Genomic DNA, 18,243 nt, shown 5'->3' on the forward strand with positions numbered 1-18,243 from the left:
TATTGTCTATCTTATTAATTTCCATTATAAAAAGCACTCTTATACATTTGTGACGTATTTCACGTAACACTTCGTAATTGTCATGAAAAATTCATAAAAATTTTACCAAATGATGTCTAAGTAAATATTAGTCTTTTTCCATACCTTTTTCAAGTAACAAACCGAACTTTTTCGGGTTTAAACCAAGCCGAAAAACGTTACTTTTCACCCGGATTCTATCCATATTTTTACGAAATGCTTTACATTGGTAAAGGGCAATTTTACCCACTTTTGAAAGAGGATAAAGAACATTCATCATGAAACCGCCCTTATATAGTCAAAACTTTCCCACTTTTCTAACTTTGTCCGTTTTTTCAAAGACCATCTATGTTAAAATAAGAGAATAAATTTCAGCAAACCTAGTATATCGGAGGGATAACGTTGGAAGTTAATGAAAAAGTTTATGATATTACCATCATTGGCGGAGGCCCAGTTGGATTATTCACTGCATTTTATGGAGGAATGAGACAGGCATCCGTAAAAATCATCGAGAGTCTGCCACAATTAGGCGGACAATTGTCGGCCCTTTATCCTGAGAAATACATCTATGATATCGCTGGTTTCCCCAAAGTGCGTGCTCAGGAGCTAGTGAATAACCTGAAAGAACAAATGGCAAAGTTCGAGCAGGATGTTGTCCTGGAGCAAGCCGTTCAAGAAGTGGAAAAGCAAGCTGATGGAGTTTTCAAGTTAACGACTGATAAAGAAATTCATTACTCCAAAACGATTATCATCACAGCTGGAAATGGGGCTTTCCAACCCCGCCGTATCGAAATTGATGATGCTAAAAAATACGAAAGCGGCAACCTTCACTATTTCATCGACGACCTCAATCATTTTGCCGGCAAAAAAGTGGTGGTCTTCGGAGGTGGGGATTCAGCAGTGGACTGGGCCCTGATGCTGGAGCCGATCGCCGAGAAAGTGAGCATCATTCACAGAAGGGATAAATTCCGTGCCCACGAACATAGTGTAGAAACACTTAAAAATTCAAAAGTTGAAATAAAGACTCCTTACATACCTTCAGAGTTGATTGGTACAGACGGACGGATCCATACAATTGTCATCAAGGATACGAACGGTGAAGATACAGAGACGATGGAGGTGGATGCAGTCATCGTCAACTACGGCTTCGTTTCTTCTCTTGGTCCCATCAAGGAATGGGGACTTGATATCCAGAAAAACAGTATTTTGGTGAATTCCAGAATGGAAACGAATATCCCGGGAATTTATGCAGCAGGTGATATTGCAACATATGATGGCAAAGTAAAATTAATTGCAAGCGGTTTTGGGGAGGCCCCCACTGCCGTCAATCATGCCAAACAATATATTGACCCAAAAGCAAAAGTTCAGCCGATGCATAGTTCCTCCATGTTTTAAAATCACGCAAAAACCCGACTTTCATAGCCGGGTTTTTTTTATTGTCCCCAATTCGGTTATTGTGGATAACTTTTTCCATTACTTATCCACAGCGCTTACCCTTGTCATTCTAAGGGTAAAGAGTAGGGGGAGCCATGAAAGGAGAATGCATATATGAATATTTTAATTGCAGGAGCCAATGGAACGACAGGAAAGCAGATTATTGGGGAATTATCAAAAAATCCGCAAATGACTGTTTACGGAATGATCCGGAAAGAAGAACAATCCCAAACGATAAAAGCACTCGGCGGGCATCCAATCCTTGCCGATTTAGAGGGAAATGTGGATAAAGCAGTGGATAACATGGAGGCCATCATTTTTGCAGCCGGATCTGGACAGAAAACAGGGCCGGATAAAACGACAGCTGTGGATAAGAATGGAGCCATTAAACTGGTTGATGCCGCCAAGAAGAAGGGTATCGATCGTTTTGTCATGCTAAGCTCTGTCGGTTCCGATAATCCGGAACAAGCCCAAGAAGGAATGCACCATTATCTCGAAGCAAAGCATGATGCCGATGAACATTTAAAAGCAAGCGGGCTGACATACACGATTGTCCGTCCGGTTGCTTTGACAAATGAACAAGCCATCGGAAAAATATTTGCGGATGAGAAAGTAGATCATACTGACAATTCCATTCCAAGAGCCGATGTCGCCGCCGTTCTTGCCAAATCAATCACAGAAGAAAAAACATTTAATAAAACATTCGAGATTTCCAGCGGCACCCTCCCAATCAAGGAGGCTCTGCACAATATTTAAAGCAGCAAATAAGCATGAAAAAGGGCACTTTTTTTAGTGCCCCCTTAGACTGTAGTCAAATTTGATGTTTGCCTGGTTTTTTCTTTAATAAACGCTCCAGCTGTTTTCAGCTGGAGCACTTTTTATTCGACCTTCCTCGAACTTTATTCGGCCGTCCTCGAATTTATTCGACCGTTCTCGAACTTATTCGACCTTCACGGCACTTTTTTCGACCGTCCACGTACCTAGCCCTGTTTTAGAATCATGGTTCGGGATGAGACCATTCCAAATCCCTTTTGCCTATAAACTAAGGGGGCACTTGTTAAAGTGCCCCCCTTTTCTCAATGATAAGAGTTCTTAGCAGTTTTCCGGCGTACCGGCGTTTTTAGCCGTTTTGAAGGAAGACCCGCAACCGCATGATGCGATAGCATTTGGGTTTTCGATCGTAAAGCCTCCACCCATCATCGTTTGTTTATAATCAATTACCGTTCCATTCAATATATCTGCATCCTCGGCATTAACAAGGATCTTAATTTCAAACTGTTCCAGCTGGCTATCTTTTTCTCCGGGCTCTTGTTCAAAACCCATTCCGTAGGATAATCCACTGCAGCCTCCGCCTTTAACGGCCACTCTTAAAAAGGAACCCTCTTCACCATTTTGTTTCATCATTTCTTTTATCTGAAAAGCGGCAGCTTCCGTTATTTGAACAACTTCACTCACAATAAACCCCTCCTTCTTCTGATATGTGAGATAGAACTATTACTCTTTATAGTATATACCAAAGAAATTCCCACGCTCAATTTTCCAGCTTGAAAAATTCATATTCCCCCACCTATTTTACCAACAAAAATTAGTTTATAATAAAGGCTGCAGGTATATAGAACCATTCCGTTGGACCGATCCTAAATTACAGTAAGGGGGTAATCACCATCGAAGGCATACATCCTCTATATGATAAAAGCATGGAATGCCTTTTATGCAAGCAAAACTCAACCACTAAAAAGGTACGGTCGCGTTTTGTAAAGGTTGCTAAATATGACACGGACTTTTACCCCATTTATGCTGATTCAGCCGTTAACGCACTTTACTATAATATCTTTGTTTGCCCTCACTGCGGCTTTTCGTATTCGGAGGATTTCTCCCGGTACTTCCCCCCCTACAATGGAAATCATTATGGAGAAAGTAAGCTCCCAGTGGGTTCCCCACCATTTTAGCAAGGAGAGATCCATTAAAGACGCGATCAATACATACAAGCTGGCGAGTTATTGCGGAGCTTTAAAAAAGGAAAAACATATAATCCTTGCCGGAATCTGTTTACGGATAGCATGGTTATATAGGATCAACAAAAACAAGGAGCAAGAAGAAAGATTTTTGAGGTTCGCCCTAAAGGAATATGAAGCATCCTATTCAATCCTCTATCTCGCTGGCGACATCTCAAAGAGTATAGGAAATGAAAAGGAAGCCATCAAGTATTTTTCATTAGTGTCCGAAAGTCAAAACAATGCCCGGGAAGCCTCCACCATCCAGATGGCCAGGGACCGCTTTCAGGAACTCAAGCAGCAACGAACAACCCACTCGTTGCTGCAGCACTGATATTAAAAGGCTGTCCGCAAAGGAACAGCCTTTTTGTTCGCCGTTGATGATTAAAACATTTCAAATTCATCAATGTACTTATATATTTTATCAACCAATTCATCCGTTGTGTCACCAAAAACCACTTCACCGTTTACAAGCGCATATAAGTTACTGGAGCATCTGCCGCAATAACCCAGACAACCATATTCTATGATATCCAAATTCGGATCCCGCTCCAATCTTTCCAGAGCCTCCTGAGCGCCGCTGGCCAGATTGCTTACACAAAATTCAATAATCGGGTACATTGTTTCACCTCACAGTTACTAACAAATCATCTTATTACTTTTCCCTCTTACAGTCAATATTTACGCATAAAAAATCAGCCGATTTCAAGATATCGGTTGTGATTTCCTGTTATATTCGTTATACTTTTGTCGGGGTACGTAAATAAAAGAAAATTATTTATTTTTTATTCTTGCTACTAATTGGGGTATATATATTTAATTAAACTTTAAAGGGGACCATTTGGGGGAAACCTATAGTTAAATGCTAGTCAAATTTTTCAAGAGATCAAATAAAGGGGAAAAATCATATGAAGAATCTAGTCATACTTGGTGGCGGGTATGGTGGTATGCGCATGTTGCAAAGATTGCTGCCTAATCAGCTTCCTGAAAATGTGAGCATCACGCTTATCGACCGTAATCCTTATCACTGCTTAAAAACGGAATATTATGCTTTAGCAGCAGGTACCATTCCAGATCAGCACATCCGTGTTGCATTTCCTGAACATCCTCGCTTGAAGAACGTATACGGAGAAGTACTTTCCATCGATATGGAAAATAAACAAGTCATTATAGAAAATCAAGATCCTGTCGTTTATGATGATTTAGTCATTGGCCTTGGCTGCGAAGATAAATACCACAATATTCCTGGTGCAGACACACATACCTACAGTATCCAAACAATCGATAAATCACGCCGCACATATTCAGCCTTGAATAATTTAGGTGCCGGTGCAACCGTTTCTATCGTTGGTGGCGGACTGAGTGGTGTTGAGCTTGCAAGTGAATTGATTGAAAGCCGTTCAGATTTAAACGTTAAGCTATTCGACCGTGGACCGCATATTCTATCTGCTTTCCCAGAAAGATTAAGCACCTTTGTCGAATCATGGTTCGATAAACATACAATCGAAATCGTCCATCATTCAAATATAACGAAAGTTGAGCCAAACCTTCTTTATAATGGCGACGAAGCCGTTCAAAGCGACGTCATCGTATGGACAGCTGGAATCCAGCCAAGTAAGATCATCCGCGATATGGATATTGAAAAAGACCGTCAAGGAAGAGCCGTTCTGACTCCTCAGCATTTCCTTCCTAATGATGACAGCATCTTTGTGGTCGGCGACTGCGCGAGCCTGCCTCATGCACCTAGTGCTCAATTAGCGGAGTCCCAAGCTGAGCAAATCGTACAGGTTCTTGTAAAGAAATGGGCAAATGAACCACTTCCTGAAAGCTTCCCGACAATGAAATTAAAAGGGACATTAGGTTCTCTTGGGAAGAAACAAGGTTTTGGTCTTGTTGCAAATCGCCCAATCACCGGTAGAGTGGCACGCCTGATGAAATCAGGCATTCTCTGGATGTATAAATACCATAACGGTTGATTCCAACCCATCTATGCTACATTTCAAAAACTGGCCCAATGAGCTGCATGCAGCTCATTCATGGGTCAGTTTTTCTTATTTCTTCCATTATATATCATACTTGTATTGTATATCCGTATTTTTCCATCGTTTCCACCACTTTTTTGAGACGCACATTTCCTTCTGCGATGATTTCTCCTTCGATGAGGACCAGTGGATAAAATAAATCTTCCTCGATCATCTTCGCGGCAAAGTTCTTTTGCGTTTGCGTTTCTGGAGGATTAAACATATCTATATAGGATATTTTGAATTTCTGCTCAGGAAACTTCCTCGTTAAAGCGGCTTCAAGCCACTCGCAGGTATCTTTCGAAGAAGGGAGATTCACACAACTCGCGCAAATTTGCTCCGCGCCATACACTTCTATCTCAATTTCTTTCATTACCATACTCTTCCTCCTTCATTTTAGTATATTTGCTTCATTTTGAATAATGTTTAAAAACTTCACCTGTTTCCATCATACCAGAATAATATAGATTATATTTCCGCAAAGTTACAGTTGGATTTTTTACTACCTTCGCTTTATAATATGATTAGGAAAGGAGTCGATTGCAATGTCTGAACAAACAATGGAAGTTCAAGTTCAAGAAGTCCTAGATAAGCTTCGTCCGTTTCTTCTTCGTGATGGCGGTGACTGTGAACTAGTTGACGTAGAAGATGGAATTGTAAAATTACGATTACTAGGAGCCTGCGGAAGCTGTCCTAGTTCGACCATTACGCTAAAAGCTGGGATTGAGCGTGCCCTTCTTGAAGAAGTTCCTGGTGTAGTGGAAGTTGAACAAGTTTTCTAATGGCCCTTTAAATAACATGCTGCGTATGGATGAAGGCTCACTTCATCTATACACGTACAACCTTTTTATTCAGGCCGGAATCTTTTCTGGACTGCAATAAAAATAAAGCTGACTCGGCTTTTGCCCTATCAAATTGATACGGCTTGACGCGAGTCAGCTTTTTTATATGGACAATGAATGAAGCATGGCTCACGATTTCAAAAATTTCAATTCCTTTTTTTCCTGTTCTGAAAGGGTTGCCGTATAACTGCCTTCATTATCGATTTCCAATTCTCTCACAAGAAATTCCGGAAATGTTTCCTTCAATACTGTAAGCAAACTTTCACTATTTTCTGCGGATGATAAGCATAAAACAGTTGGACCTGCTCCGCTTAGGGCTGCACCAAATCCGCCTTCATTGAGGACAACTTCTTCAATAAGCGCTAAATGCGGGACCAACTCTGCTCTAAATGGTTGATGGAAACGATCACTTTGCATCATTTCACCAACAAGCTTCCAATCTTTAGATAGAACTCCTGCCAGCAAAACATTTGCGGCTGCACTTCCGCTTATCGCCTCTTTATAGGAAAGCGAATTCGGAAGGACATTTCTTGAATCTTCCGTAAGCAATTCAAAATCAGGAATGACAGCAATCACCTTAACTCCCTCGATTGGAAACGACACGACATCCGTTCTTTCCTCCGTATGCAGGCCCACAACCAATCCACCATACACTGATGCCCCCGCATTATCCGGATGCCCTTCAAAGAGGGAAGCATGCCGATTCTTCTCCTCATCGGATAAATGAAGTTCACCAACGATGTTCGCCAATTCAATCCCCGCCACAATGGCAGAGGCACTGCTTCCAAGCCCCCGCGCCAGTGGAATTTCGCTAGAGACGAAAAGCCGGCATGGGGAAAGTTCCTTTCCATAGGATGCCGCCGTTTCCTTGGCAATTTGGACGATATAATTACGATCATCCGTTGGAAAAACAGACATTTCCTCTGAAAGGGGAACGACTTCCCAATGATCTGATGAAGATCCGTGTATTTCCAAGTAAAGTCCTAGCGCCAAGCCGATGGAATCGAATCCTGGTCCTAAGTTGGCAGTACTTGCTGGTACACGGATCAAGAACATCTCTGATTCCGCACTCATGCCTGCTTCACACCCTGCAGATGTTCTAAAATGACCTCTTCATCCATTGGCAGCAATGTCGGCTGAATCGTGCTTGTATTGACTGCCACATTCGGATCTTTCAATCCATTTCCAGTCAAAACGGCAACAATCTTACTTCCTTTTTTGATTTCACCGCTTTTTAATTGTTTATAGATGCCTGCAATGGAAGCACATGATGCCGGCTCTGCAAATACTCCTTCTTTTTTAGCAAGGAAATGATAGGCTTCCAGAATTTCTTCGTCCGTCACCTCATCAATTTTGCCTTTGGATTCATTTGCTGCTTCCACAGCAAAGCTCCAACTTGCTGGATTTCCAATCCGGATGGCTGTTGCGATCGTTTCTGGATTTTCAATAATGCTATCCCGGACAATTGCAGCCGCTCCTTCAGCTTCGAACCCTCTCATTTCAGGAAGGCCCGTTTGTTTCGATTCGTTATATTCTTTAAACCCTTTCCAGTAAGCCGTTATATTACCTGCATTCCCGACTGGAAGCGCCAAAATATCCGGTGCAGATCCGAGGGCATCACAAATTTCAAAAGCCGCTGTCTTCTGCCCTTCAATCCGGTATGGGTTGACCGAATTCACAAGGGTTATCGGTGAGCTCTCACTAAGTGAACGGACGATTGTTAAAGCCTGGTCGAAGTTCCCTTCGATCGAGATGATTTCCGCTCCGTACATGACTGCTTGGGCAAGCTTGCCCATGGCTATTTTCCCTTCCGGGATGACAACGATACAGCGCAGGTTGGCACGGGCTGCATAAGCGGCTGCAGCTGCCGATGTATTCCCAGTGGAAGCACAGATGATCGTGTCGCTGCCCTCTTCTATCGCTTTAGCGACGGCCATGACCATTCCGCGGTCTTTAAACGACCCAGTTGGATTCGCCCCTTCATATTTTACATGTAAGTCGATTCCCCACTCTTCGGATAATCGATTCAGTTTGATTAAAGGTGTATTACCCTCCAAAAGGGTTAGTGCAGGTGTGTTTTCATTAACGGGTAAAAATTCTTTATACGTGCTTATAAGTCCTTGCCAGCTCATTTGATGTCCTCTCCTTCAACTCTGTATGTGCTTTTCACTTCTCTTACCATATTGTAATCATGTAATTTCTGTATTATTTGCTCAAATGCAGCCTTTGTGGCAGTGTGCGTAACTAATACGATTTCGGAAGATTCCTTTTCATCCAGAGGCAATTGAAGGATTTTATCGAATCCTACTCCATGCTCGGCAAATAAATTCGTGATTCTGGCCAAAACGCCAACTTCATCCTGAACATGTAATCGAATGAAGAACTTAGCGAAAATCTCAGTGGCATCTTTTAATTGTTTCGGGTACTGAGGTGAAACGGCACTGCGGCCATTTACGCCCAGCCTCATATTCTTGATGACCGTCACCATATCCGAAACGACTGCAGTCGCAGTAGGAAGACTGCCGGCCCCCGGTCCGTAAAACATCGTTTCCCCTACGGCTTCCCCATAAACGTATACAGCATTATACTCATTATTTACCGATGCTAACGGATGTGCTTCCGGAAGAAGTGCAGGCTGGACACTTACTTCGACCCTATCCCCTGCCCTGGAAGCGACGCCGATCAACTTCATTGTATAACCAAGCTTCTTACTATATCTCAAATCCTCTTCGGATATCTCGGTAATGCCCTGTACCTCAACATCATTCAAACCAATGTTCATTGAGAACCCGAGTGTTGATAGGATCGCCATTTTACGGGCCGCATCCAATCCACCTACATCGGCTGTCGGATCGGCTTCAGCAAATCCCAGCTCCTGAGCTTCCTTCAATACGTCATCATATGCTCTGCCTTCCTTGCTCATTTTCGTTAAAATGAAGTTTGTCGTTCCATTGACGATTCCCATCATTTTCGTGATGCGGTCAGAAGATAAACCATCGACAAGACCGCGTAAAATCGGAATTCCCCCTGCAACACTTGCTTCATAGAATAAATCACATTGATTCTCGGTGGCCAATTCCAGCAGTTCCGGTCCATATAAAGCCATTAGGTCTTTATTGGCCGTAACGATATGCTTTTTATTTTTTATAGCTTCTATCAGATAACTGCGTGTTTCTTCGATTCCACCCATCACTTCTATTACAACATCAATCTCGGGATTCGAAAGGATATCCTCAGGATTGTCAGTTAACATTTCTTTATCGACCTCGACAAGCCGCTCCTTCGTCGTGTCTTTGACTAGTATCTTCTTAACGGATATGGAACAGCCCACTTGATGCATGAGCTTGTCCTGATGGCTTTCAATGATTTGTACGACTCCTGATCCGACTGTACCTAACCCCAATAAACCGATCGAGATGGCTTTCATAATTTGGTTCCCCCTTAAAAACTGTTTGCCCGAAGAAAACATTTGTATTTGTATAGTAGACATTATAAGTTTAATTCATATAATTATCAATAGTTAGAAAAGATGGATGCACGAACTTTTTTCTTCCATCCCTTGAACGAGTAAGAACGGGTAAAGCTAATTTTTTTATGGGAAACCATTTTGATGATTATTATTTAACGCTCTTCAATGAATCATTTGTACCCATTACAATATGTGGTTTTTGCACGGGATCCATCCATTTCAGTAAACTGAGGACATTCTTTTCGGCTGTGGCTGTACATCCCGCCGTCGGCTTTGTATCTCCTCTCCATACATGAAGAAAGATTGCACTGCCTTTTCCTTTTATGATGGGATTCGTATTATAATTGATGACCGCGCCATACTTATAGAGTTCATGATTCATCCTTTCGAAGGACTTCCATTTAACTGCAGGATTTCCTTTATAGGTTTTCCACTTGTTATAATCCTTGGATGTCTGATCATCAATCCAGTAGTCATATTTGGTCGTTTTCTTATAACTCGTTTTCATTCCGGCTGGCTTCGTTCCACTTCCAAAGGCCGTACCGAATGAATAAATTCCAACCGGGGATTTTCCATCACCCTCTTTTTTGCTCTTCGTGAAGCCGTTCTTTCCAATGACACCCTCCATCTTCTTCAATGCCCGGCGCCATTCCCCTTGTTTCTTTTCATACGTTTGGATCGTGACCTTTGTATCACTCATCGCTTTTCCTGTCACCGATACAACTTGGTTAACGCCTTTTCTACTATCGAATTTCTTTAGAAGGGCTTTTTCACTGGTACCGAAAACCTCTTTAGCATCTGCCATATTGATATAGGCTGTCTTTTTCGAGTGACAGACCTTATACCAGTTTCCAGTTCTTCCACTTGCCGATAATTCTTTGTTTTTCTTATAAGTTATTAATGTTTTGCTTGCAGCCGACGCCTTTTCCTTCACATCCGCAGCAGACTTCATGACAATCTTGAATTGATTTGCTTCGCAACTTGTTTTCGTTTCAGCTTTCGCAAGATTTGTCGTTTGGATGATTAAAAGGGCTAAAAGGGCGGCCAACATCAATCTTTTCATGGTCCCATCCCTCCGTAGCGATTAAATATCTAATTATTCTAAAAAATCTTGTTATCATCATAACATAGTAAGTAAGGATGAATCATATTTCTTTCCCGATTTTATCTAAATCCAGTCAATTTTAGGCAAATCATATTGCTTGGCCGGGACCTCCGCCAATTCATAAAAATGTTTGAGGAAGGACTCATATTGTTGGGAGGATTTCGTGATTGAAGATATTTTATCCTCCAACTCATTCGACCTTGATTCAGTCGTTTTTGAAAAATACTCTTCCACCGTTTCAAAATAATGAATGGGAAACAGCATCCTCGAATATAACAACCGGGCTGAAAAGCTGGAGAATGGTTCTATGGATTGATATTCGTGAAAGAAATGGCTAATGCCCCGTTGATGGGTATGCACATTTTGAAAATAGTGTTCCCTCACCCATTCCGCGACATCCCTGGTTCCGTGGTCGAATACCCAATCGAACGGATTTTTCATCCACTTATTGCTTTTCCAGGTATCATGTAAAAAACGTTCATAACATACCGTTCCACTATCGACAATTTGCGGGGTATCATCAATTTCCGTGTCGACTAAATATTGAATCGCATTTTCACCTAGGACCATATAATAGGGAAAGGTTTCTATAAATAATTTTTCAAACTGGTTATCAGGATGGGCGTTGAGCTTATCCCGCCAAATCTTTTCTAACTGATCGATCCTTTGTTCCCAGAGTTCTTTCCATTTACCTATCCTTGAACATGTTCGAATCGTTTCATTAATATTTCTCCCACGCTGATGAAATCTTGCCAGACGTCTTCCTGGATTGAAATTTTTCGGACCTTCCAATGCCTGATTGGCAAGAAGAATGAATAATTGTTCATCCGCTTCCGAAACATAACTTCCATGATTGGCAAGGACAAAGGCGGATACGTGACGATCTCCTTGTGAAATCAGATGTTGAGACATTTTATACCGTTCCACTAATTCCTCCTGCTCCATATTTTCAATGGGAACGATGCTGTAAACCATATTTCCTGAACGGAAGCTTGGAAACCTGCTATTGGCTTCTTCAAGCTCCACCTGTATGCCATAATTATTAAAAATGATTTCTTCTATCATGGAATGGCCCCCTTCATCAAATGGATATAATAGAAATATTGGACATCATATACTTATATATATGTGGAATAACCCGTTTTCTGAATGATTATCGAAACCTTATTAGAAATTCGGATCAAAACACCCTTCATGGGTTTTCATTTTAATCAAATCAAACTACCTGCATTAGAACTATCCCTTTAAAATATAGAGAAATGGGTGATGACATGGCTAATATTGAACAATCAATGTCTGAAAAAACGGCTCGAAGATGGCTAATTGAACGAGGAGTGAAATTGGAGGATATCGCTGAGCTTGTCATGTATTTACAATCCGGCTACCATGAAAATCTCCAAATGTCCGATTGCCTTCACAATGTCGAACGGGTCCTTTCAAAACGCGAGGTCCAAAATGCCATCCTTACCGGCATTCAGTTGGATATTCTAGCTGAGAAAAAACTGCTCGAGGAGCCTCTGCTGAGCATAATTGAAATAGATGAAGGCCTATATGGGGTCGATGAAATATTGGCTTTTTCAATTGTGAATGTATATGGATCAATCGGCTTTACCAATTATGGTTTCATCGATAAACAAAAGCCGGGGATCTTAAAATATCTAAACGATAAAAGCACAGGTAAGGTGAACACCTTTTTAGATGATATCGTTGGGGCGATTGCAGCTGCCGCTTCAAGCCGGCTTGCCCATAGAACCGAAAATGCAGAATAAAACGACATGAAAAAAACAGGACTGCAATCGCAGGCCTGTTTTTTTTCATTCGAAGCGCCATAAGTCGAGTGTGTCCACCACATGCGTAGGCTGCTCCTTATATTGCTTCAGGCGTTCTTTTGTCGTCACGCCAGTATGTACAAGCAGTGTATCGATCCCTGCATTAATGCCGGCAAGGATATCCGTATCATAGTTATCGCCAACCATGATTGTCTCTTCTTTAGGTACCCCTAATACTCTTAGTGCTTGCTCCACTATGACGGATTCAGGTTTTCCAATGAAAATCGGCTGTACCTGAGTCGAAACGGAAACAACGGAGGTCAAGGAACCATTCCCAGGCAAAAGGCCTTGCTCAGTAGGAATGGCAATATCACCATTGGTCGAAATGAAAACAGCACCATTTCTAACAGCAAGACAGGCTTTTGACAACTTTTCATAATTGATGCCGCGGTCAATTCCCATTACCAGAAAATCTGGATGCTCTTCGACAAGCTTCATTCCTTTTTCCTTAAGAGCCTCGATGATGCCTTCTTCACCCACCACATAGACCGATGCATCCTTCTTTTGTTCGGCTATGTAATTGGCAGTGGCCATGCTTGTCGTGAAAACCTGTTCATCCGCTGTTGAGATGCCGATGCTTCTTAACTTATCCGCTACTTGTGCCGGAGTCCGGGATGAATTATTGGTGACGAATAAATAAGGGATATCCCTTTTCCTTAGGTCATTAATAAACCCTGCCGCTTCCGCAATTTGTTCAGTTCCGCGATACATGGTGCCATCTAAGTCAATTAAATATCCTTTATACGACTTCATTTGAATTCGCCTTCCTAACGCTGCTAGTTTTTAAAAGCTGATACAGGTCCCAATTCATTTGTTAAATAGTTCCTCACCAAATCAGGGAATTGCTTGAATGCCCCGATATTTTCCGAAAATACGGCATGCAGTTCTTTGTGATTCACTTCAATGAAGTCTTGAACCAGCATTTTCCTTAATGGCAAAACCTTTTTGAATTGTATCGCTTTTTCTTCTGAAATCACTTTTTCATCTTGAAGGATATCGATAATATCTTCATAACTTCCTGGATCACGCATAATGAAACCATCAATTACCGCATTTCCTACATCCAACACGGAATCGATGGAAGTTTGTATCAGCCTTTCTGCGATAAGTTCCGAAAGGTCTCCATCCCAATTATCATGCCCTTCAAAAAGTCCAAGCTGCTTTTCAAGAAAACCTAATATTTGTTCAATTTTTTGGCGGTCTACAAAGTACATTATTTCCAGATCCTTTCTGATCTAAGATGATATAGGGAATCATTGGTTGAATGATCGGCATAGGTAAAACCCTGTGCCTAACCAACCTTATTCATTGATAATACCATAGCTTCTCCCATACTCTCAATTCCTTCAACCAGAACCATTGCACCATCCAATTACTAACAGGAGCGCTGACTTACACATTGCCTTTTCTACAGGGGGGCATTTTCCGACGTCCACTCCAAGAATACCAATTCATGATCCCATTTATATTCTTAACCATTTTCATTTAATCGATGAACGCAATGATTGCTGGAGGTTCATGAAGCATCATGAGGAGGGATTAATTTCTCCAGCCGGCAGCCCAGAAAAATGTCTGTTCCCCTATTGAAGTCACTTTGTTATGATGGAACTACAAATGTGAAGATAAGAAGGGAATGAGACTATGGAAGATCGTTTTTATTTATACAATGACGTCGTTGATTCAAAAACCCGGTTCATAAGCTTCATGGGAGAGGAATCGAGATTCGATCTGGCCATTACGACTACCGATCGATTTTATGGAAAGAAGCTTGTTTTGAATATGCAGAGTAACCGTTTCGCGATTATTGGGCCTGATGATTTAGAAGAGGAAGGCTATCTTGAGCATGCCTTTCAGTTGTCAGAAGCGGAAGCCGAGGAACTACGTCACTTTTTAATGGAAATCGTCTGAGTGCTGAAGTTTTTTATCTTAAACGGGAAAACCTACTGAATGTAAGATCGATTACATGAGGGGGGATTATCTTGGACAAAGAAGAATACCACGATTTTTCCAATGTCGAAAAACAGAGGGATTATTTAATTCCTGAAGAATTTCCCGAAGGACCTTTTGGATCACCCATTGCAAAAGATGCACCAGTCCAGAATAAAAACACACCGTGGCAGGAAGGGCAACGATATCAAAGTGCCTTCAATTATGAAAATAAATCGTTGCACGAAGGCTTACCTCGACAATATCCTGGTGCTCATCCGACACATGATGATCAAGAAAAAGATGAACAGCCTCCATATAAAGGATATGGTAACTCTTAACATGGAAGGCCAGAGTGAATTCTGGCCTTTTTATTTCTTTACTTTCTTCACGACGAAATAAGGACAGCCGAAATTGCAGTATTCATATAAATATTCACTAAGCGTGCTTATTTTCGTATCGAAGGTCGCTTTCTGATTGGAATCATCAAAAAATCCACGCAGCCTCAATTGCCCGTAACCCCAATCCCCTACTATATAATCATACTTCGTTAAAATCTCACTGTATCTGGCTTTGAACGCTTCTTCGTTATAGCCTTCCCTTTCATCCTCAATTATTTCGTAGGTCATGTTATTGATGGTAATCATTGTTTTCACCTCTCATAAATACATTTCTTCTTTAAATTATAACTGATTCCCCATCAATTACTAAGCGAAAAATAGAGAAATATGTTCATCCTAAAGTTACGGGGGTGTTATTGATGAAAAAAACGATAATAACGATAGGTTTAAGCTCGATTATTGCACTAACCGGTTGTGCTGATAATGAAGATGATCAGGGGCTCGGTGCAAAAAACAATGCAGGCAACCCAACAAACGTAAATAATCCAACTCAATATTATGATGAGGATTATCGTAATAATGACAACAAAAGTGATGACTTCGGTTTTACCCGCACCAATAGTGCAACCATTGATGGCCGTAACATTTCCAACAAAGCTGCTTCCATTGACCGTGAACAACTGTCTGATGTCATTTCTAAACTGAGTGTTCAGATTCCAAATGTCAATGATGCCGCTACACTCGTTACTGATGAGGAAGTGCTTGTCGTATATGATACCAATGCCAAGGATCGGACGGAAACCGCAGACCAAGTTAAACGTACCGCCATGTCCGTCGTGCCTCGCTACTATCATGTCTACGTCAGTGATGATTATCAAAACCTTGCCCAAGATGTCGAGAATTTCGCTACAGTGAAATCCGGCAGCAAAGGGATTGACTATACGATCGAACAAACGATCAAAAGAATGCTGAAATCGCCTCAAGGATACAAAATGAGTGACGCGGAAAATGAAAATGGAGAAATGGTTAACGATAAAAGAGATCATCATGATAACATCCATCAAAAAATGGATAACCGTTGAATAAAAAAGGACCGAATTTTTTTCGGTCCTTTATTTCACTCTATTTCAATAATTCTTCACCTTTGTTTTGCTTATGTTTAGCCGCAGCATTAACCTGTTCATCCGCATGGTAGGATGAACGGACAAGCGGACCGGATTCACAATGGCTGAAGCCTTTTTCCAATGCACGTTCTTTCAGTTCGGCAAATTCCTCAGGCGTGTAGTATTTCAGCACCTTTAAATGCTTTTTAGTCGGCTGTAAATACTGGCCGATCGTCATGATATCGACATTATTAGCCCTTAGGTCATCCATGGTCTCGAGGATTTCCTCCCGCGTTTCACCCAGACCTACCATTAAACTCGATTTTGTCGGGATTTCCGGATACAGTTCCTTGGCTCTTCTTAAAAGCTCCAAAGAACGTTCGTACTTGGCCTGAGCCCGTACACGGTCGGATAAACTTCTGACAGTCTCTATATTATGGTTAAGGATATCTGGTTTAGCATCCATCAAAGTCTTGATATTTTCAAACACCCCACCCATATCAGACGGTAATACTTCAATAGAAGTAAATGGATTTTTGCGACGGATGGCACGGACTGTTTCAGCGAAAACTTCAGCGCCTCCATCCTTTAAATCATCACGGGCAACTGCTGTAATGACGACATGCTTTAAATTCATCAAAACAACGGAATCGGCAACACGCTCAGGTTCAGCCCAGTCCAATTCATTCGGACGTCCGGTTGTAACAGCACAAAAACGGCATGCCCTTGTACAGATTTCACCTAAGATCATGAAAGTAGCCGTTCTTCTCACTGCCCAGCATTCGTGAATATTCGGACATTTTGCCTCTTCACAGACTGTATGAAGATTTTTCTCGCGCATCATATTTTTTAAACCGAGGTAATTTTCGTTAGTATTAAGCTTTATTTTCAACCAATCTGGTTTACGAAGAATTTCTTTATTTGTAGAAGACATGAAAATGCCACTCCATTCTATAGAAATTAACACACCCTACTTTAACAATAAAAAAGCATTAATACAAGTTATAGTTGGTTTCCCATTATTTATTTTTCATGTTTATAGCTAAATCAGCAAAACTATAAAAGATGGATGGACTGATGTATTTTAATTACGGAGAATGTCATGAAAGGAGCCTGCCCCGTTGAAAAAATTATTCCTTCTTACCATAACTTGTTTGTTAATTTTGAATGCACCAGGCCAAGTGGCTGATGCTGCCGATACCCCAGATGTTTATCCCGGGAGAATGGAGCTATATAAAAATATGGAGGCTACTCTCCAAATCCCGTGGTATTACCTTGCTGGAGCTGATCAATATGAGCACAGCCTCAGGGCTGCACGAAGGGACTTAGAGCCGGCAAAGGGTTTAATAGGCATCCACATCGAGCCTTCAAAGTGGAGCGGGGCCCTGAATCCTGACTTAAATGACGTGAACCCGCTCACGATCACATTTTTTGATGGATTGGGCCAGGATGGCAATGGTGATGGCAAAGCTGATATCAATAATGATACCGATCGATTGTATGCTTTTTCGAAGCATCTCCAATCTTATGGTGCAGATGAAGATAATATCCGGATCGGCTTGTGGGATTATTATAAACGAGATAAAGCAGTCAGCATCATTATCGGCAATGCCGAGATTTATAAGAAATATGGCCGGCTGGATTTACATGAAAAGGCCTTCCCCGTTCCAGTACGGACTCATTATACGTACTTGAATACATGGGGAAGCGCTCGTGGATGGGGAGGAAGGAGAATCCATGAGGGCACCGATATTTTTGCCGATTATAGCCTTCCCGTTCGTTCCACCAGCTATGGAATCATCGAGATGAAAGGCTGGAATAAATTCGGCGGTTGGAGGATAGGGATACGGGATTTAAATAATACCTATCATTACTTTGCCCATTTAAGCGGCTTTGCCAAAGGGTTGAAAGTCGGACAAATCGTCGAGCCCGGACAAGTCATCGGAGGTGTCGGCAGTACAGGTTACGGTCCTCCGGGAACTTCGGGAAAATTCCCTCCGCATCTTCATTACGGGATGTACAAAGACAATGGAATCACAGAATGGAGCTTTGACCCTTACCCCTATTTAAGATTGTGGGAAAGGAAAGATTTAGCTAAAAAACGAAAGTGAGCGGCGTGAATTTTACGCTGCTTTTTTTTGATTTCAACATAAACCCCTGA

22 protein-coding genes and 1 pseudogene are annotated in these 18,243 nt (G+C 41.6%); 10 read left to right on the forward strand and 13 right to left on the reverse strand.

The window, feature by feature from the left end; all coding sequences use genetic code 11:
- Positions 1–127 precede the first annotated feature (127 nt).
- On the reverse strand, positions 128–298 hold the full coding sequence (locus ACIQZD_RS15015) for a hypothetical protein (RefSeq protein WP_402904062.1): 171 nt from the start codon (positions 296–298) through the stop codon (positions 128–130).
- A gap of 122 nt (positions 299–420) precedes the next feature.
- Here ACIQZD_RS15015 and ACIQZD_RS15020 point away from each other — a divergent pair, with 122 nt between their 5' ends.
- Together ACIQZD_RS15020 and ACIQZD_RS15025 are read left to right on the forward strand one after the other, a co-directional pair.
- On the forward strand, positions 421–1,413 hold the full coding sequence (locus ACIQZD_RS15020) for an NAD(P)/FAD-dependent oxidoreductase (protein WP_241592746.1): 993 nt from the start codon (positions 421–423) through the stop codon (positions 1,411–1,413).
- Between the two features lie 153 nt (positions 1,414–1,566).
- Positions 1,567–2,208 carry an SDR family oxidoreductase gene (locus tag ACIQZD_RS15025; RefSeq protein WP_402904065.1) on the forward strand — a complete coding sequence of 214 codons (642 nt, stop codon included), beginning with the start codon at positions 1,567–1,569 and terminating at the stop codon, positions 2,206–2,208.
- Positions 2,209–2,544: 336 nt separating this feature from the next.
- Here the strand turns inward: ACIQZD_RS15025 and ACIQZD_RS15030 are convergent, their stop codons facing one another.
- On the reverse strand, positions 2,545–2,907 hold the full coding sequence (locus ACIQZD_RS15030) for a HesB/IscA family protein (protein WP_137016398.1): 363 nt from the start codon (positions 2,905–2,907) through the stop codon (positions 2,545–2,547).
- A gap of 242 nt (positions 2,908–3,149) precedes the next feature.
- On the opposite strand from ACIQZD_RS15030, the pseudogene ACIQZD_RS15035 reads away from it, so the two are divergent.
- A pseudogene (locus ACIQZD_RS15035) lies at positions 3,150–3,780 on the forward strand (DUF2225 domain-containing protein).
- A 50-nt stretch (positions 3,781–3,830) separates the two neighbouring features.
- Here the strand turns inward: ACIQZD_RS15035 and ACIQZD_RS15040 are convergent.
- On the reverse strand, positions 3,831–4,067 hold the full coding sequence (locus ACIQZD_RS15040; RefSeq protein WP_063234046.1) for a YuzB family protein: 237 nt from the start codon (positions 4,065–4,067) through the stop codon (positions 3,831–3,833).
- Between the two features lie 287 nt (positions 4,068–4,354).
- On the opposite strand from ACIQZD_RS15040, the gene ACIQZD_RS15045 reads away from it, so the two are divergent.
- Positions 4,355–5,422, forward strand: coding sequence for an NAD(P)/FAD-dependent oxidoreductase (locus tag ACIQZD_RS15045; RefSeq protein ID WP_101223635.1), 1,068 nt, complete (start codon positions 4,355–4,357; stop codon positions 5,420–5,422).
- Between the two features lie 94 nt (positions 5,423–5,516).
- On the opposite strand, the gene ACIQZD_RS15050 is transcribed toward ACIQZD_RS15045, so the two are convergent.
- A complete protein-coding gene (locus ACIQZD_RS15050; RefSeq protein ID WP_402904070.1) occupies positions 5,517–5,846 on the reverse strand; it encodes a YuzD family protein in 330 nt (109 codons plus the stop codon).
- 166 nt (positions 5,847–6,012) lie between these two features.
- Between ACIQZD_RS15050 and ACIQZD_RS15055 the strand changes: the two genes are divergently transcribed.
- On the forward strand, positions 6,013–6,249 hold the full coding sequence (locus ACIQZD_RS15055) for a NifU family protein (protein WP_034310199.1): 237 nt from the start codon (positions 6,013–6,015) through the stop codon (positions 6,247–6,249).
- Positions 6,250–6,438: 189 nt separating this feature from the next.
- Here the strand turns inward: ACIQZD_RS15055 and thrB are convergent, their stop codons facing one another.
- The 5 genes from thrB to yutH all read right to left on the reverse strand — a co-directional run bounded on the left by thrB (position 6,439) and on the right by yutH (position 11,948).
- Positions 6,439–7,383: a homoserine kinase gene (gene thrB / locus ACIQZD_RS15060; RefSeq protein ID WP_402904075.1), complete on the reverse strand. Its 945-nt coding sequence runs from the start codon at positions 7,381–7,383 to the stop codon at positions 6,439–6,441.
- Positions 7,380–8,441: a threonine synthase gene (gene thrC / locus ACIQZD_RS15065; protein WP_402904078.1), complete on the reverse strand. Its 1,062-nt coding sequence runs from the start codon at positions 8,439–8,441 to the stop codon at positions 7,380–7,382. The genes thrB and thrC overlap by 4 nt, the downstream gene beginning before the upstream one ends.
- Positions 8,438–9,736, reverse strand: coding sequence for a homoserine dehydrogenase (locus tag ACIQZD_RS15070; protein ID WP_402904081.1), 1,299 nt, complete (start codon positions 9,734–9,736; stop codon positions 8,438–8,440). The genes thrC and ACIQZD_RS15070 overlap by 4 nt, the downstream gene beginning before the upstream one ends.
- 190 nt (positions 9,737–9,926) lie before the next feature.
- Entirely contained in the window at positions 9,927–10,841 is a 915-nt protein-coding gene (locus tag ACIQZD_RS15075) for a L,D-transpeptidase family protein (protein ID WP_402904084.1), read from the reverse strand.
- Positions 10,842–10,946: 105 nt separating this feature from the next.
- On the reverse strand, positions 10,947–11,948 hold the full coding sequence (yutH, locus tag ACIQZD_RS15080; protein ID WP_402904087.1) for a spore coat putative kinase YutH: 1,002 nt from the start codon (positions 11,946–11,948) through the stop codon (positions 10,947–10,949).
- 206 nt (positions 11,949–12,154) lie between these two features.
- Between yutH and ACIQZD_RS15085 the strand changes: the two genes are divergently transcribed.
- A complete protein-coding gene (locus tag ACIQZD_RS15085) occupies positions 12,155–12,652 on the forward strand; it encodes a phosphatidylglycerophosphatase A family protein (protein ID WP_063234039.1) in 498 nt (165 codons plus the stop codon).
- A 45-nt stretch (positions 12,653–12,697) separates the two neighbouring features.
- On the opposite strand, the gene ACIQZD_RS15090 is transcribed toward ACIQZD_RS15085, so the two are convergent.
- Positions 12,698–13,465: a TIGR01457 family HAD-type hydrolase gene (locus tag ACIQZD_RS15090; protein WP_402904091.1), complete on the reverse strand. Its 768-nt coding sequence runs from the start codon at positions 13,463–13,465 to the stop codon at positions 12,698–12,700.
- A 23-nt stretch (positions 13,466–13,488) separates the two neighbouring features.
- Positions 13,489–13,926 carry a DUF86 domain-containing protein gene (locus ACIQZD_RS15095; RefSeq protein ID WP_402904095.1) on the reverse strand — a complete coding sequence of 146 codons (438 nt, stop codon included), beginning with the start codon at positions 13,924–13,926 and terminating at the stop codon, positions 13,489–13,491.
- Between the two features lie 427 nt (positions 13,927–14,353).
- Here ACIQZD_RS15095 and ACIQZD_RS15100 point away from each other — a divergent pair, with 427 nt between their 5' ends.
- Complete coding sequence (locus ACIQZD_RS15100; RefSeq protein ID WP_098371475.1) at positions 14,354–14,620, forward strand: DUF3055 domain-containing protein; 267 nt, start codon at positions 14,354–14,356, stop codon at positions 14,618–14,620.
- Between the two features lie 71 nt (positions 14,621–14,691).
- Complete coding sequence (locus ACIQZD_RS15105) at positions 14,692–14,979, forward strand: cytosolic protein (RefSeq protein ID WP_402904101.1); 288 nt, start codon at positions 14,692–14,694, stop codon at positions 14,977–14,979.
- A gap of 30 nt (positions 14,980–15,009) precedes the next feature.
- Here ACIQZD_RS15105 and ACIQZD_RS15110 read toward each other — a convergent pair whose 3' ends face one another.
- Entirely contained in the window at positions 15,010–15,285 is a 276-nt protein-coding gene (locus tag ACIQZD_RS15110) for a YutD family protein (protein WP_101223644.1), read from the reverse strand.
- 113 nt (positions 15,286–15,398) lie between these two features.
- Here ACIQZD_RS15110 and ACIQZD_RS15115 point away from each other — a divergent pair, with 113 nt between their 5' ends.
- Positions 15,399–16,061 carry a YhcN/YlaJ family sporulation lipoprotein gene (locus tag ACIQZD_RS15115; RefSeq protein ID WP_402904104.1) on the forward strand — a complete coding sequence of 221 codons (663 nt, stop codon included), beginning with the start codon at positions 15,399–15,401 and terminating at the stop codon, positions 16,059–16,061.
- Positions 16,062–16,101: 40 nt separating this feature from the next.
- On the opposite strand, the gene lipA is transcribed toward ACIQZD_RS15115, so the two are convergent.
- On the reverse strand, positions 16,102–17,016 hold the full coding sequence (gene lipA, locus ACIQZD_RS15120; protein WP_063234033.1) for a lipoyl synthase: 915 nt from the start codon (positions 17,014–17,016) through the stop codon (positions 16,102–16,104).
- A 187-nt stretch (positions 17,017–17,203) separates the two neighbouring features.
- Between lipA and ACIQZD_RS15125 the strand changes: the two genes are divergently transcribed.
- Positions 17,204–18,193, forward strand: a complete 990-nt coding sequence (locus tag ACIQZD_RS15125) for a M23 family metallopeptidase (protein WP_402904107.1) — start codon at positions 17,204–17,206, stop codon at positions 18,191–18,193.
- The last annotated feature ends 50 nt before the right edge of the window (positions 18,194–18,243 follow it).

This window comes from Peribacillus sp. NPDC096447, from assembly GCF_044762725.1.
In the GTDB taxonomy this organism is placed as follows: domain Bacteria; phylum Bacillota; class Bacilli; order Bacillales; family DSM-1321; genus Peribacillus.

Bases quoted from the DNA above. Each gene is read 5' to 3' on its own strand.
- ACIQZD_RS15015 (WP_402904062.1), bottom strand. From the start codon at position 298: ATGATGAATGTTCTTTATCCTCTTTCAAAAGTGGGTAAAATTGCCCTT.
- ACIQZD_RS15025 (WP_402904065.1), top strand. From the start codon at position 1,567: ATGAATATTTTAATTGCAGGAGCCAATGGAACGACAGGAAAGCAGATT.
- ACIQZD_RS15040 (WP_063234046.1), bottom strand. From the start codon at position 4,067: ATGTACCCGATTATTGAATTTTGTGTAAGCAATCTGGCCAGCGGCGCT.
- ACIQZD_RS15045 (WP_101223635.1), top strand. From the start codon at position 4,355: ATGAAGAATCTAGTCATACTTGGTGGCGGGTATGGTGGTATGCGCATG.
- ACIQZD_RS15050 (WP_402904070.1), bottom strand. From the start codon at position 5,846: ATGGTAATGAAAGAAATTGAGATAGAAGTGTATGGCGCGGAGCAAATT.
- ACIQZD_RS15055 (WP_034310199.1), top strand. From the start codon at position 6,013: ATGTCTGAACAAACAATGGAAGTTCAAGTTCAAGAAGTCCTAGATAAG.
- thrB (WP_402904075.1), bottom strand. From the start codon at position 7,383: ATGAGTGCGGAATCAGAGATGTTCTTGATCCGTGTACCAGCAAGTACT.
- thrC (WP_402904078.1), bottom strand. From the start codon at position 8,441: ATGAGCTGGCAAGGACTTATAAGCACGTATAAAGAATTTTTACCCGTT.
- ACIQZD_RS15070 (WP_402904081.1), bottom strand. From the start codon at position 9,736: ATGAAAGCCATCTCGATCGGTTTATTGGGGTTAGGTACAGTCGGATCA.
- ACIQZD_RS15075 (WP_402904084.1), bottom strand. From the start codon at position 10,841: ATGAAAAGATTGATGTTGGCCGCCCTTTTAGCCCTTTTAATCATCCAA.
- yutH (WP_402904087.1), bottom strand. From the start codon at position 11,948: ATGATAGAAGAAATCATTTTTAATAATTATGGCATACAGGTGGAGCTT.
- ACIQZD_RS15085 (WP_063234039.1), top strand. From the start codon at position 12,155: ATGGCTAATATTGAACAATCAATGTCTGAAAAAACGGCTCGAAGATGG.
- ACIQZD_RS15090 (WP_402904091.1), bottom strand. From the start codon at position 13,465: ATGAAGTCGTATAAAGGATATTTAATTGACTTAGATGGCACCATGTAT.
- ACIQZD_RS15095 (WP_402904095.1), bottom strand. From the start codon at position 13,926: ATGTACTTTGTAGACCGCCAAAAAATTGAACAAATATTAGGTTTTCTT.
- ACIQZD_RS15100 (WP_098371475.1), top strand. From the start codon at position 14,354: ATGGAAGATCGTTTTTATTTATACAATGACGTCGTTGATTCAAAAACC.
- ACIQZD_RS15110 (WP_101223644.1), bottom strand. From the start codon at position 15,285: ATGATTACCATCAATAACATGACCTACGAAATAATTGAGGATGAAAGG.
- ACIQZD_RS15115 (WP_402904104.1), top strand. From the start codon at position 15,399: ATGAAAAAAACGATAATAACGATAGGTTTAAGCTCGATTATTGCACTA.
- lipA (WP_063234033.1), bottom strand. From the start codon at position 17,016: ATGTCTTCTACAAATAAAGAAATTCTTCGTAAACCAGATTGGTTGAAA.